Origin of the sequence: Psychrobacter sp. M9-54-1 (assembly GCF_016613355.1) — a bacterium.
Classification (GTDB): Bacteria; Pseudomonadota; Gammaproteobacteria; order Pseudomonadales; family Moraxellaceae; genus Psychrobacter; species Psychrobacter faecalis.
The window spans coordinates 1-14,676 of record NZ_JADGFW010000021.1 but is presented as its reverse complement, the minus strand read 5'-3'; the positions used below and the strand labels follow the sequence as shown (position 1 = coordinate 14,676).

13 protein-coding genes are annotated in these 14,676 nt (G+C 44.4%); 4 read left to right on the top strand and 9 right to left on the bottom strand.

The window, feature by feature from the left end; genetic code table 11:
• Window positions 1-71: 71 nt before the first annotated feature.
• The 3 genes from IQ457_RS08890 to IQ457_RS08880 form a co-directional block, all read right to left on the bottom strand.
• Complete coding sequence (locus IQ457_RS08890; protein WP_200662881.1) at window positions 72-458, bottom strand: hypothetical protein; 387 nt, start codon at window positions 456-458, stop codon at window positions 72-74.
• Between the two features lie 140 nt (window positions 459-598).
• Entirely contained in the window at window positions 599-1,642 is a 1,044-nt protein-coding gene (gene lipA, locus IQ457_RS08885; protein WP_200662880.1) for a lipoyl synthase, read from the bottom strand.
• Window positions 1,643-1,838: 196 nt separating this feature from the next.
• Window positions 1,839-2,234, bottom strand: a complete 396-nt coding sequence (locus IQ457_RS08880) for a carboxymuconolactone decarboxylase family protein (protein ID WP_200662879.1) — start codon at window positions 2,232-2,234, stop codon at window positions 1,839-1,841.
• A 335-nt stretch (window positions 2,235-2,569) separates the two neighbouring features.
• Here IQ457_RS08880 and acnB point away from each other — a divergent pair, with 335 nt between their 5' ends.
• The 3 genes from acnB to IQ457_RS08865 all read left to right on the top strand — a co-directional run bounded on the left by acnB (window position 2,570) and on the right by IQ457_RS08865 (window position 6,406).
• On the top strand, window positions 2,570-5,173 hold the full coding sequence (gene acnB / locus IQ457_RS08875; RefSeq protein ID WP_068406186.1) for a bifunctional aconitate hydratase 2/2-methylisocitrate dehydratase: 2,604 nt from the start codon (window positions 2,570-2,572) through the stop codon (window positions 5,171-5,173).
• 187 nt (window positions 5,174-5,360) lie between these two features.
• Entirely contained in the window at window positions 5,361-5,804 is a 444-nt protein-coding gene (locus IQ457_RS08870) for a DUF805 domain-containing protein (protein WP_242465397.1), read from the top strand.
• A gap of 155 nt (window positions 5,805-5,959) precedes the next feature.
• Entirely contained in the window at window positions 5,960-6,406 is a 447-nt protein-coding gene (locus tag IQ457_RS08865) for a PACE efflux transporter (protein ID WP_200662878.1), read from the top strand.
• 95 nt (window positions 6,407-6,501) lie between these two features.
• Here the strand turns inward: IQ457_RS08865 and IQ457_RS08860 are convergent, their stop codons facing one another.
• Window positions 6,502-7,299, bottom strand: a complete 798-nt coding sequence (locus IQ457_RS08860; protein ID WP_200662877.1) for an enoyl-CoA hydratase/isomerase family protein — start codon at window positions 7,297-7,299, stop codon at window positions 6,502-6,504.
• A gap of 325 nt (window positions 7,300-7,624) precedes the next feature.
• On the opposite strand from IQ457_RS08860, the gene IQ457_RS08855 reads away from it, so the two are divergent.
• A complete protein-coding gene (locus IQ457_RS08855) occupies window positions 7,625-8,437 on the top strand; it encodes an alpha/beta fold hydrolase (RefSeq protein ID WP_200662876.1) in 813 nt (270 codons plus the stop codon).
• A gap of 166 nt (window positions 8,438-8,603) precedes the next feature.
• Here the strand turns inward: IQ457_RS08855 and IQ457_RS08850 are convergent, their stop codons facing one another.
• The 5 genes from IQ457_RS08850 to IQ457_RS08830 all read right to left on the bottom strand — a co-directional run.
• Window positions 8,604-9,680 carry an HpcH/HpaI aldolase/citrate lyase family protein gene (locus tag IQ457_RS08850; protein ID WP_200662875.1) on the bottom strand — a complete coding sequence of 359 codons (1,077 nt, stop codon included), beginning with the start codon at window positions 9,678-9,680 and terminating at the stop codon, window positions 8,604-8,606.
• 149 nt (window positions 9,681-9,829) lie between these two features.
• Window positions 9,830-11,014: a cysteine protease StiP domain-containing protein gene (locus IQ457_RS08845; RefSeq protein ID WP_200662874.1), complete on the bottom strand. Its 1,185-nt coding sequence runs from the start codon at window positions 11,012-11,014 to the stop codon at window positions 9,830-9,832.
• Between the two features lie 55 nt (window positions 11,015-11,069).
• The gene (locus tag IQ457_RS08840; RefSeq protein ID WP_200662873.1) at window positions 11,070-11,891 is read right to left on the bottom strand and encodes an HAD hydrolase family protein; all 822 of its coding nucleotides are present in this window, start codon (window positions 11,889-11,891) and stop codon (window positions 11,070-11,072) included.
• A 122-nt stretch (window positions 11,892-12,013) separates the two neighbouring features.
• Window positions 12,014-13,411, bottom strand: a complete 1,398-nt coding sequence (locus IQ457_RS08835) for a phosphoribosyltransferase domain-containing protein (RefSeq protein ID WP_200662872.1) — start codon at window positions 13,409-13,411, stop codon at window positions 12,014-12,016.
• A gap of 42 nt (window positions 13,412-13,453) precedes the next feature.
• Window positions 13,454-14,676: ATP-grasp domain-containing protein (locus tag IQ457_RS08830; protein ID WP_446737539.1), on the bottom strand; the 1,223-nt coding region annotated here is incomplete at its 5' end.

Below are 14,676 nucleotides of genomic sequence, written 5' to 3'. Positions count from 1 at the left end.
AATAACCCAACTTATTTCGTGAAATAAGCCCTTTAGTCAAGTCGCTGATCCAGCATCTATTTTCCAGCTACTTATTTAACGATACTGCCATAACAGCTTTGCAGCGTTTTTGCTACCACTTTAGTGACCAGCTGTGTGCGATAGTTGGCATCAATTGCCGCATTGCCAAGTTCAACAAGGGTCACTTGCTGCGGCGCTTGCTCGCTGACGCAGCCGCAAACTCGACCTTTTATCTCTTCCTCTTGGGCGTCCGTCATCGCCACACTAGCAATGCGCCAAGCATTTTGTTTTTCAATCTGACTGCGGCATTGGTTATCAATAGCGGCTTTAAAGATATTCATCCCAATCTCGTTTGCCGAGCCAATCGCCGTGCCAGCATTGGTATTCATATCAGAAGTGGCACAGCCAGCTAGGACAAATGTGGCAAAAACGATGCTCGAAGCAAATAGTTTTTTCATAATTTTTCCTTTAAGGTTAGCAATATTGGTAGCGGTTTTATTCTACAGATTTTTCAGACTATAACGGTAAAGATAAAAAATAAACACAAAAAAAGAGACCATGATAGGTCTCTCTTTTATAGGTATAAAGGTTTTAGAATCTAGCAGCCAAGCTTACCTTCTGCTTCAAGCGCTTTTTTGCTACGAATTGGTGCTGGGCAATCTTCACCATAGTATTGACGATCGGCAAAGTAGCTTGAGCGTACCATTGGGCCGGCCCAAATGCTAAAGAAACCAATCTTTTTACCATAGTCCATATAACGCTGGAATTCGTCTGGATGTACGTAACGATCAACTGGCGCATGGTCTTTACTGGGTTGCAGGTACTGACCGATGGTAATCATATCGACGTCATGGGCTTTTAAATCATCAAGCAGCGCATAAATTTCTTCTTCGGTCTCACCAAGTCCAACCATAAAACCGCATTTAGTGGCGATATCAGGACGGCGCTCTTTATAGAGCTTGAGCAAGTCTAATGAATGCTGATAGTCAGAGCCTGGACGGAAGGCTTTATACAGACGCGGCACGGTTTCGATATTGTGGTTAAACACATCTGGCGCGGTTTCAGTCAATAAATCTAAGGCTATTTCCATACGCCCACGGAAATCTGGCACTAGTATTTCGATCAAGCAATTTGGGCTTAGCGCGCGCGATTCATTGAGAACTTCAACGAAATGTCCAGCACCGCCGTCTTTTAAATCATCGCGGTCAACTGAAGTAATCACTGCGTATTTCAGACCTAGACCTTGAATGGTCTCAGCGGTATGGCGTGGCTCGTCTTTGTCCAATTCATTTGGACGACCATGACCGACATCACAAAACGGGCAGCGACGGGTACAGATATCACCCATAATCATAAAGGTTGCCGTACCATCAGCGAAGCACTGCGGCAAATTCGGGCAAGCGGCTTCTTCGCAGACGGTATAAAGCTTTTGCTCACGCAGAGTGGCTTTGATACGCGCTACTTCCGCAGGTGACGACATTTTAACCCGAATCCAATCAGGCTTTTTCTTTGGCTCGACGGTCGGAATCACTTTAATTGGGATGCGCGCGACCTTATCGTAGCCACGTAGCTTTTCGCCTTGGATGGCTTTTTTCGGTTTTGCACGGGCAGCGGGGACATGGGTTTGTACGGCGTTTGTCATAATCAAATGTTCTCTTAACCCTTGATATGATAAGGGTTTTTGGCATTATTAGAATGTTTTATGGATGCAGCTATTATAGCAGATAATGGCTCAAGGTTTTTTGGGCAATCTTGTTAAGACAATCAAAAAAGCTACTAAGGCTAAATAAGGTTTTATCACTAATAAGACTACTACGAAGCGCACCTTTACCCTAGTTTTATTTATTGATATCAATGTCCATGTCATTTAGCACATCTATGGCTGCGCGAAACGCTTCTTGGGTAGCAGGTGCGCCGCAATAAGGCAGGCTATGCATCAGTACTTCTCGGATTTCAGCGACGCTGGCGCCATTATTAATTGCTCCTCGGATGTGTCCCTTGAGCTCATTTGGGCTTTTTTGCGCAATTAAGAAAGCCATGGTAATTAATGAGCGATATTTGCGCGGTAATATGGTGTCGTCTTGCCACGTGCTGCCCCAAGCATGTTCGATAATCCAGTCTTGCAGCGGCTGGGTGAATGACGTTGCCGAATCGAGCGAGCGTTTGACATGTTGCTCGCCCATCACTTCGGTACGAACTTTTAGACCGTTTTGATAGTTGGTATTATCGTCCATCTTATTATCCTTAATATTTATTGGCAAAGTGTGTTTTATCAAGTCGCATATAAAAATTCGCTGATAAAAAATATCTGATCGGTTTTGAGGTTGTCAGAGTATAGCAGGCACAGGGTTTTTATTTAACCGCGTCAATCATATTGGTTATGGCACTATTTTTATAATAAATGTCCAATATGGCGTTATTCTGCGCCTTTTCGCGCCTCAGCCATTAACATTTTGAGCGTTTTGAGCTATGATTGCACGGATAATTATTCAATGCAGTACATCGATGTAGGCTGTCATCCTGACTACTCACGTGATGTACTGGTCACCAACCGACGAGGACGACTATTGTGTTAGAAGCTTATCGTAAACATGTCGCAGAACGTGCTGAGCTAGGGACTGTACCACTTCCATTAAATGAGAAGCAGGTAGCAGAATTGGTAGAGCTACTTAAAAACCCACCAGCGGGCGAAGATGCGTTCTTGATGGACTTGTTAGAAAACCGTATTCCTGCCGGTGTTGACCAAGCCGCTTATGTTAAAGCTGCATTTTTAGCTGCTATTGTTAAAGGCGAAGCGACTTCACCACTTATCAGCAAGAAAAAAGCCGTTGAAATCTTAGGTACCATGCAAGGTGGTTACAACGTTCAGCCATTGGTTGCAGCATTAGACGACGCGGAAGTCGCACAAGAAGCTGCTGATGCGTTAAAGAAAACATTACTCGTATTTGACGCGTTTAATGACGTGACCGAAAAAGCCGAAGCTGGCAATGCTATTGCTAAAGAAGTGGTGCAATCTTGGGCTGACGCGGAGTGGTTCTTAAGCCGTCCTGAAGTACCAGAGAAAACTACTTATACCACCTTTAAAGTCACTGGCGAAACCAACACTGATGACTTGTCACCAGCGCAAGACGCGTGGAGCCGCCCCGACATTCCATTGCATTCACTAGCCATGCACAAAAACTCTCGCGACGGCATCTTTGCTGACGAAGAGGGTGTTGTTGGTCCAATGAAGCAAATCGAAGCGTTAAAAGAAAAAGGTCATCCACTTGCCTATGTTGGCGACGTGGTTGGTACCGGTTCTAGCCGTAAGTCTGCAACCAACTCGGTACTTTGGCTCATGGGCGAAGACATCCCGAACGTACCAAACAAACGTGGTGGCGGTTTGGTATTAGGTAACAATATCGCTCCTATCTTCTTTAACACCATGGAAGATTCTGGCGCCTTGCCAATCGAAAAAGTGGCCGTTGATAACCTAAACATGGGCGATGTGTTTGACATCTATCCGTATGAAGGCAAAATCACTAAGCACGACTCTGACGAAGTATTGTCAACCTTTACGCTAAACTCGCCAACCTTGCTTGACGAAGTGCGCGCAGGCGGCCGTATTCCATTAATCGTTGGTCGTGGTTTGACCAATCGTGCTCGTGAATATATGGGTCTTGGTCATTCAGACGTATTTGCTAAGCCAGAAGAGCCAGCTGATACCGGTAAAGGCTTTACCCTTGCGCAAAAAATGGTTGGTAAAGCTTGTGGTCTAGAAGGCGTACGTCCTGGTATGTACTGTGAGCCAAAAATGACTACCGTAGGAAGTCAGGATACCACTGGTCCGATGACTCGTGACGAGCTAAAAGATTTGGCTTGCCTAGGCTTCCAAGCCGACCTAGTGATGCAGTCGTTCTGTCATACCGCTGCTTATCCAAAGCCAGTTGACGTTGAAACTCAGCACACACTACCTGATTTTATCATGAACCGTGGCGGCGTCAGCTTACGTCCTGGTGATGGTATCATTCACTCGTGGCTTAACCGTATGCTACTTCCAGATACCGTTGGTACTGGTGGTGACTCGCATACGCGTTTCCCAATGGGTATCTCGTTCCCAGCCGGTTCTGGTTTGGTTGCATTCGCAGCAGCAACTGGTGTGATGCCACTTGATATGCCTGAGTCTGTTCGTGTGCGCTTTGTTGGCGAACGTCAACCTGGTATCACGCTACGTGACTTGGTCCATGCGATTCCTTATCAAGCGATCAAAGAAGGTTATTTGACCGTTGATAAGAAAGGTAAAATCAACGAGTTTAACGGTCGTATTTTAGAGATCGAAGGTCTAGAAGACCTAACCGCTGAGCAAGCGTTTGAATTGTCTGATGCGTCAGCTGAGCGTAGTGCTGCTGGTTGTACCATTACTTTGTCTGAAGAATCAGTAACTGAGTACCTAAACTCAAACATCACCTTGCTTAAGTGGATGATTTCAGAAGGCTATGGCGATGCGCGTACCATCAGCCGCCGCGTTGAGCAAATGCAAGAATGGCTAGCGAACCCAAGCCTCATGCGTGCTGACGAAGATGCAGAATACGCCATCGATATGACTATCGATATGAGCGAGATCAAAGAGCCAATTCTTTGCTGCCCGAACGATCCAGACGATGCTAAAACATTGGCTGACGTCGCTGGTGATACCATTGATGAAGTATTCATTGGTTCATGTATGACCAACATTGGTCACTTCCGTGCTGCGGGTAAACTGCTACAAGATGTACCAGCAGGAAGCCTCAAGACTCGTCTATGGATTGCGCCACCGACTAAGATGGATGCGCGTCAGTTGATGGAAGAAGGTTATTACAACATTTACGCTCAAGCTGGCGCTCGTACTGAAATGCCAGGTTGTTCACTATGTATGGGTAACCAAGCACGTATCGCACCGAAATCTACGGCGGTATCAACATCTACGCGTAACTTCCCGAACCGTTTAGGTCAAGGCGCAAACGTCTATCTCGCGTCTGCAGAGCTTGCAGCGGTAGCGGCGGTGCTTGGTAAATTGCCAACCAACGACGAATACCAGCAATACGCTGGCATGCTAAACAGCATGGGTGATGAAGTTTATAAATACATGAACTTCGACCGTATGGAAGATTACACTGAAGAAGCGGACAAAATTAACGTGGCTCAGTTGACCTAGTTTTTCATTCGAAAGCTACTTAATGTTTTGAAAACAAACCCCGTATCGTGATGATACGGGGTTTTTTACATGTTTGAAAAATATGAATAATGGTTTGCAAACTTTTATTGAGTGCTTATAATCAAAGTCGTTGATTAAATGTTTTAGTTGGCGACTCTACCGTTAAAGGTGAGTGATAATAAATCCTATGGAAAATAAAAATATGCTTGATAAAGTAACGCCGCCACCTTTACCAAATTCTGGGATGGTTAATAATCATAGTGCTGAGGCAAACTATGGCATTATGGACTGGTTTAAAAAAGGTCTAAGGAATTATGCCAATTTCTCTGGACGTGCTCGGCGTAAAGAGTATTGGTATTTCGTATTGGTGCAAATGGGATTGGTCATCATAGCGATGATTTTAGATGCGATTATCTTCAATTCAGAAATAGGGTTATTTTATATTGTTGTAGCGCTTGGTTTGTTCTTGCCGGGCTTAGCAGTGACTATTCGCAGATTGCATGATACTAGCCGTTCAGGATGGTGGTTTTTGATATCTATTTTGCCATTGATAGGCTCTATTATCTTACTGGTATTTTTAGCGAGCGATACCAAGTTCGAAACCAATCAATGGGGTCCGCCAGCAAAATAAGCTGCGACTAGTTTCTCTCATTATCTTATGTATAATATAGGGGCAGGCGGAATCCGTGGCTCTGCAATTTTTCTCATTTCTATCTCGGGACGGACCGATACTTTACTAAGCAACTTTTTGTTTATACTTAAGTGCTAAGTGTTTTGGAGTCTTGGTTGATTACTTTATCCCCACTCAAACGTCGTATTGTCTATGTGACCATCTTTGAGATTATCGCTATTATTGCTTCTACCTTTGTGCTGATGAAACTTAGCGGCGGCGATGCGGCAGAGTCGTTACCCGTTGCGGTGATGGTCTCATTAGCTGCGGTTATCTGGAACTTTTTATACAATACTGCTTTTGAAGCGTGGGAGCGGCGCAAGCAGGTTAAAAAGCGTACCTTATTAATCCGCAGCGCTCATGCGATAGGGTTTGAAGGCGGTCTAGTATTGATTTGCCTACCGCTATATATGATTTGGTATGACGTTGGTTTAATCAAAGCCTTTATGATGGAGGCGGCGTTACTGCTATTTTTCTTGGTTTATACCTTTGTATTTACCTTAGGTTTTGACAAGATATTCACCTTACCGCGTTACGATAAGAGCGCTTCTGCTTCTTCATAAATACAGAGATGAATCGTATTAAATGACTCAAAAAAGGCTGCTATTAGATTAGGCAGCCTTTTTGTTGATCGTGTAAAAATTAGCGTTATAAACTTTTATTTACCTTGATAAACGGGCTGACGTTTTTCCATAAAGGCAGTGATACCTTCAGCAAAGTCAGCGGTTTTTGCCATCATAGTTTGTTGGTCAACTTCCATATCGAGTGCTTCATTTAAGCCTGAAAAAGCATGTACGTTAATCATATGCTTCATCGAAGCCAGTGCCTTGCCCGGTAAATTACTTAGGCGCGTTGCCAATGCTAGTACGCTGGCGTCAAGCTCATCTTTGCTCACGACGCTATTGACTAAGTTTAGACGCGCGACATCTTCGCTAGTGAGTTTTTCACCCAGCATCACAAGCTCAGTCGTTTTCGCCGCGCCAATCAATTGATTGAGTAAGTAAATGCCGCCCGCATCAGGAATCAAACCGATATTAACAAACGCTTGCACGAATTTGGCATTGTCAGCGGCAATACGGAAATCACAGGTTAATGCCAAGTTCATCCCAGCACCCGCGACGGCACCTTCTAATTTGGCAATAATGGGTTTATGAATATTACGCAGTTTTAGGCTCACTTCTGCTACTTCTCTAAGCATAAAATCAAGCTTTGCCACGAGTGCTTCTGATTCCATGCCATTCTCTAACATCTCACCGATATGACCGCCACTAGAGAAATTATTATTTGATCCTTGCAAGACAATCACGCGTACGTCGGCATCTTGATCAGCTTCGTCAAGCGCATCCATAACCGCGCCCTTTAATGGTGTGCTAAAGGCATTTAGCGTCTTAGGGTCATTCATGGTAATGGTGGCAATATGGTTTTCGCTGTGATATTCGACCAAAGGTTGTGACATAGTTGGTTTCCTTAGTAAGAAGTTCTAGATAAGCATTGCGGATAACAATGGACGTTATAATGGACAAGGTGTAACAAGTCATGCAAGCTGATTACTATAGCAGCTTGTTATGATTATAAAAGCGAGTTTTGTGGGCGCTAAAGGCACGGACATAAATATTTGAGTTTTTTATTTTGTTATATATTTGTATTAATAAATATATACGATCTGCCTACAAAAATAACGCTATGAAGTATTTGCTTGGTGCATTATGCTAAACATCAGTAGTGTTAAGGATTTCGTTAACCAAACAAGCAATCAATAAGCAACAAACAAGGAAGTAATTATGCCAGTGATAAATGTGAATAACGTTGATATTTATTATGAAGACAGCGCGCCGGATGATAAGCAAAAACCAGTGATGGTCTTTGCCCATGGGCTGCTGTGGAATACGCGGATGTATGATAAGCAGGTGGAGTACTTTAAATATGGCTGCCGCTGTATTACATTTGATTTTCGTGGACAAGGTCAGTCGGAGATTAGCAAATCGGGCTATGATATGGAGACGCTGACCGAAGATACGCTAGCGTTATTGGATGCGCTTAAGATTGATAAATGCCATTTTTTAGGGTTATCGATGGGTGGTTTTATCGCTCAGCGTATCGCGCTCAAACGTCCGGAGCTACTGTTATCGCTGACCTTACTTGAAACGTCAGCAGACCCTGAAGACCCAAAAAACGTCCCGCAGTATCGCAAATTGATGAAGGCTATCCGCTGGCTGGGTATGAAACGCGTCAGTCAAAAAGTCATGCCTATTATGTTTGGCAGTAGCTTTTTGAACGATAAGTCGCGTAAGGCTGACCGTAGAGCGTGGCTCACGATGTTACAAGGTAATCGTAAAGGTGGCGTCGTAAAGGCGACCACAGGTGTCATTGAGCGCTCGGGCACTTACGATCAGCTAGGCGAGATTAGCACGCCGACATTGATTATCGTTGGTGATGAAGATGTGGCAACGCCTTATTCAAAAGCGGAGCGCATGCATTTTGCCATTAAAGGCTCTAAGCTTGCGGTTATTAAAGGCGCTGGGCATACAGCGACGGTAGAAGAACCTGAGCAGGTTAATAAAGTGATTAATACCTTTTTAGCAAACTGTGTCTAACTTTGAGCGAGACTGGAACCAGTTTTGAATCAGACATAGCAATTAATAAAGTGTTTATACGAAAAAAAGCCGTTATCTTAAATAGGATAACGGCTTTTTTATTGAAACTATTTAAGAAATTAACATTAAAATATTAATTTCAAAACAGCAAGGTTAACATCTTTATTTATAGCCTTGCCGTATAGTCATTATTAATATCATCAAGGGTGCCAAAAACCTCAGCGCGATTGACGATTTCAGTAGCCCATGCACGGTGCGTGGCAGGCTCGAGCATGGTATCGTTATATTTAAATACCGCTTTTGCCTCGCTATGTAAGATTGCCTGCGCTTCATCCAAGGTGCTTAACGGTACGCAATACGCTTGCTGTACCAAAGCAATCTGGCTTGGGTGAATGACCGTTTTGCCGACCAGTCCCAAGTTCACATCACGCATCAGCTCTTTCATAAATAGTGTTGGCTGCTCTAAGTATTCAAATACTGGCGCGGTAAGATAAAAACCATGCGGTACAAAGCAGCCAAGCAGCTGATAGGCAAGCGTACCAATCGGGGTGTCATAGACGATGCTATTTTTAGGACGGCGTAAACGCAGCGCTGCAAATAAGTCATTACCACCGATACGCAGGGCAAAAACTGGCTGGCTAAAGGCTTCTTTAAAGCCAATCGCCAATTCTTGATTGTGATGAGGATTAAAGAGCGCTGCCGTCTCAAGCGTCGGCATCAATAGCTGCTCAGTGCTTAAATTCTGAGACGCCATGCGCCAATTAGACAAACTATACATATCGACTTTTGGCATGACAAAGCCATCGACCAAATCAATATGGGCAAAATCTGCCAGCTGCTCGAGCATCGCCGGATGACGCGGGCGAATAAATACTAACGGTCTGGTTGGTTGAGCAGTTTGCGCTTTTGATTGAATGTTCTCTTTTTTTGCAGGGTCATTGATACTATCGACATGCGCCGCCCACGTATGTAGCAGCGTTTGCAGGCGTATGAGCGCCAGCTCAACATCGCCATGGCTGACCGCATCTTCTAAGCAGATAATAATACTGTTAATGGTCGGTAATTTTTCACGCGTAATGACCTGCCAAATATCTTGCCGCGTCGCAGGCATGTAAAGACTGGCACCCAACTGATACGGATGATGGGTAAGCGGCTTAAGCATCGCATGACGCTCAGTAATCAGGTGGGCGTAAGACTGATTGTTGTTATAAAGGTTGGACTCGTTGTGCGGTATATCGGACATAGTTGGCATCGTAGATAGTGATAAATGAATGGTTTATAGAGGGAGGCTCATAGCGTAAGGACGTATGATAAAAACAGCGCTGCTGATGCAGTATTAATGCATTTCTTTCGCAAGACATCATTATATCAGGGCATCAATACATTAATAAATCATGGACGGTTTGTTGACCGCTGCTTGATCAGTGTAATCGCTTGATAGGGGAGTATTTTAGCACCTAATACTGTGATATTGATATCACGCTCGCTACATAAATGCCGCAACAACACCGTACCAGGGTGATCGGCGGTGGCCAGTAAGATACATTCAGGATCACGGCGTAATATCGCCCGTGTCGCCTCTGCAATGGTCGGCTTAATACGGTTGCGATTGCTAATGTCATACTCTACTGCCAGCGTATCAATTAAATCCGCCGTCTGATAGCGAGGTTGCTTAAACGTTTGCAAGTATTGTGGAGATGTAGACAATGAACGCCGCGTGCTATCAATCTGCTCAACAAAGGCTAGGCTATGGTCTACCGTAACCAAATTATCGTAAAAGACGCTACGATGTAGTCCCGATTGTGGCTCGGTATATAAACTGCGTGATATCAGCCCAGATACCGTACTGTTTAATAAACCTGATGGAATCAGCCAATCTTCCTCACTTGCCGCCAACCAAGCAACGCCTGCGGGGTCAGCAAGGGTTAATAGAGGAATAACATTCTCACCTTGATGAAAAATATTGGCAAAGTTTGGATGATTAGGGTCACTAAAGGCGTCTAAGCTACGCGCCAGCTCTTGATAAATAGCGCCTTTGCCTGTCCAGCCATCGACAAATATGATGGGACTATCTGGATAAGAATCCAATATCATCTGCAGCGCGACTGGATCAAGTCCGCGATCGCGAATGATACTGATACCATAATGCACACTTGGCCGCGCATAGCTGCTATCAGCATCTGCTAATGCCCGCTGCAACAATACGCCAATGGGTAAACCTGCGCGTACTAAGCTGACTAATATTAATGGACATTGAAGATTTACTGTTTGCTGAAAAATATGATGTAGCGTATAAGCCAAGTTAACAATATCTGTCGCGGTTCTCGTGGTACCTTGCTCTAATGCCTGCTGATACAATTGCTCATGCATGGCAGTTGGCGCATTCTCTAAGGTTAACATATCTGAATAATGGCGCTGACCGCTTTGGATCAGCGCTTCTTTTTGGCTGACGGGTACATCAGCAACCGCGTCTTTATCAACGATATCAAGCAGTACGGTCACATCGCTGGCAAGGTAGCTGCCCGAGCCGTATTCCTGTATTTTTTGAATATTTGGGTTCGTTAGAGGATGGGTCATAAGATGGTTTCTACTTACAAAAATGAGTTCTACTACTATTGTTGTTATTTAAAAACTATTGCGAGCTAAAGCGCTCATGTAGCTGACCATGATTGGGCATGCCGTACCAGTCAAGCAATTGCAAAAATGGTAAATCGGCCAAGCTATCACCAAAACCAAAGCTTGGACGCTGATGGTCTAAATGCTGGTCTAATAAAAACTGCACTGCACGGCGTTTATGAACCGCGTGCGGCAATATCGCCAGATTATTGGCATTCACATGCACATAAAAATCTTGCTCAAAGTTACGTATTAACGTTGGTAACTTTTTAGCTAGCTCTACTAACGCTTGATGGTCCTTTTGCGCATGCTTAATAGCCAGATAAATGGTCAGCTCTTCATTATCAGCGCCATTATTAAAGCTATCGATATGCGGTGTAAATACCAGCTGACTGTTGTCATTTCTACTATGATTGGCAAATAATTGGCTTAGCTGCTGTAATTTATCTTGCAATGGTGCAAGCTGACTATGCATATGCTGTTGCCACTGAGCTTGTAGCGCACCGTCTCTATCAAGAATAATCGCACCGTGGGTTAAGACCTGCCAGCTATCAAAAGGCAGCTTAACACGTTTGATTTCACTGCGGTCGCGTGCGGTGACCACTATCAGCTCTGTACTAAGCAGCAGCCAATTAAAGAACGCAGCTTGGCGCTGACTCATAAAACTTAGTGGCTTACCTTGTTTATTAACGGTCGCGCAAACTAGATTTTCAGGTTCAGACGTTGGCAATTCCCATGCATCAATTTTACGTTGGGTTTGAAAAAGCGTATCGTCCAAATCCATCAGCGCGTAGGGTTTGATAATATCGGGATTGGCTTGAAAAAATGGGCTAGTCATAGTATTTGCCATAAAAGCGTGCGTAAGGGTTAAATGTGAAAATTAAAGCAGAACTTAAAGGATAGTTTTAATAGGACAGCTTTTATAAGATAGCCTTTGTAAGCTAGCTTTTATAAAACAGCTTAAAGCGTCGGACTCACCACCAACACATTATCCAAACTTTGCCACATGTCATCGACGCTATCCGCTGATGTTTCAACGCACAAAACAATTAAGTCCCAATCGTTAGGCTCAACATTATAAGCAAAGTTGGTCATACCAAGCCCATAGTTGTCGCTAAAACTTAGCATAGTGTTAATCGCGCCACCAAGGGCAATCGGTGAGCGCGTTAACGCACTAAAATTAACGGTAGAGTTTTGAGTTTGCGTCTCAAGCCATTCAGCCAACAAAAACGGCAGCCAGACAAACTCATTACTGCCCAATACTAAAATCCGCTTGGGCAACTGCTCTTTCTCAAACTGTTCTTTCTCAAACTGTTCTTTCTCAAACTGTTCTTTCTCAGATTGTTCTTTCTCAGATTGTTCTTTCTCAGATTGTTCTTTCTCAGATTGTTCTTTCTCAGATTGTTCTTTCTCAGATTGGGCTTGCTTATTAAACACCTTGAATGCGGTTTGAAACTTCAAAAGGTAATTATCAAAGCCGTCGGTGCTGTCTAGGGTTGGGAAGCGTCCCCAGTTGCCAGTATCACCTAGCATGTGACTGCCAGCCTCAGTGGTATCGACCGATGGCATGGTAATCGGCTTAGGATTGGGCGCATCCGTCCATGTCCATGCACCAGATAACAAGTGATGACGTTGAAACTTGATATTAGGTAGACGTTTGGCGATTTGATCAGGCACAGCGTCATCCGAGTCAGCTGTATCCTGATGCTGATGTCGTTCCTGATTTAGGGACCAATCAACCAAAGTGGTCAGATGTACTTGCTCTAATTGATCAAGCCCTGCGTTACGTAAGGCCGTGACAACATTGACGCAAGTATTGCCCGTTGACGCTTCGTCATCCACCATAATCAAGGTTTTACTCGCTAGTAGCTGCGCTTGAGTGACGTTATCTGCACTTTGATAAATCAGATGCTGGCTGGCGTGACTATGGTCTTCGCTAAACGTGGTCAATAAAGAGTGGCTGCTTTTGTCATGACTGTCATCATGTTGCGCATGACGCGTAGAATTTAATAATAAAGCTTGTGGATAGCGAGTTTGTAGCGCTTGATGTACCCCCGCAGATAGCCCAACCGCCGTCTCTGCCATACCGATGACCAAAATAGGTTCAGGCAAATCATCTGGTACTAAGTTTGCCAAATCACTAAAAGCATCACGCATGGTGCTAGGCGCGACTGGAATATGGCGACCTAAGACTTTTGAGACAAACAAAAATGCGCGTTTAGGATTAATGCGCTGCGCAAATCCAAGCAAGTCTTCTAGCTCGTAGTTTTTACTGTCACCGCTAAAATTGGTTTGATAAGTTAAATCAAGAGTGCCGCGTGGTAAGTTAATGGTCGTGCTGTGTTGCTTATTTGGCATTTATTTTCCTTTGGTCTTACAATTTTTTGTCTTTATTTTTACTTACTCGCTAGCATTTTCTGCTTCAATCTTTACGCTAACCATAATTGAGCGTACTTGGCAGGGCATGATTTGCTGTGCAATATCTGCAAGCTTTGGCTTAGCGGTTAAGCCAAGCCAATTGCCAAATGCAACTTGGGTTAAATCGACACCGCTATGAGTGGTGTAACCGATACCACCAGAGGGGCGACTATTAATCTCAAGTACGCGGTGCTGCCCGTCATCGTCGGCCTTGGTTTGTACGCTGACGATACCATCACAGCCAAACGCTTTAATCAGTGGAGTAACCACATCCATGACCGCTTGCTCGTAGCCGATATGCTGGATTTTGCCTGTTTTATAACGGGTAACAGCCGCCAATACTTCGCCGTATTCACAGACGACATCGATAGAGTATTCTTGCCCTGATAAATATGGCATCAGCAACATAGGAATTGGGCGCTCGTGCACCATCAGACTGTTTGCATAGGCATGAATAAACTGCGTGGTATTGATTTTTTTCTCTTCGGTAAAGTATAAATGCTCAAAGCTGTCATATCGCGCGTCAGTTTCCTTGTCGGTATCAAGTCGCCAAAACCCTTGGGCAAAAATACCTGTCACTGGTTTGACGCATAAAGGCTGATGACCGTGCCTAGCAAGGAGTGATTTAAGCTCTGCGACATTATCAAAGCGCCACGCTTCGGCGACGGGAATATCATGCTCATGACACTGCTGCATAAAGGCAAACTTATCATCTATCGCTTCTAATGCCGCCACACTTGTCGCGCCAGTTAATAAACGAATACCCGCCGCGTCAAATGCTTCCCGCTGCGCTTCATAATCAATGCCATTGCGCCCCGTGAGTAGCACTTTAACGTTATTATTTTTGGCTTGCTCTAAGACAAACTGCCAACGCGGCATCAATGGCTCAGCAGTTTCAAACATCGCTTGCTCATCGCTATCTATGGCGCTTGCAGAGGGCTCACGGTAAACGCTATCAGCAAATTTAAAAATCTCAGGTCTATTATGACGGTGTGACGCGATGATGTTAAATGGCGGCTCAGATTGGGCTTTTAAGGATTGTAGGCTGGCGAGCATATCACGCTGGCTTGACTGACCTTCCGCTAACCAAACGGCAGATGGCGTAGTAGACGTTGTATGAGGGCTTTGGTTAGCAGGGGATTTCATAATTCTCTCAGCGTTATTAAAATTTAGGTGGTGTTCTAAAAAGTATGCTGGCATCAGAC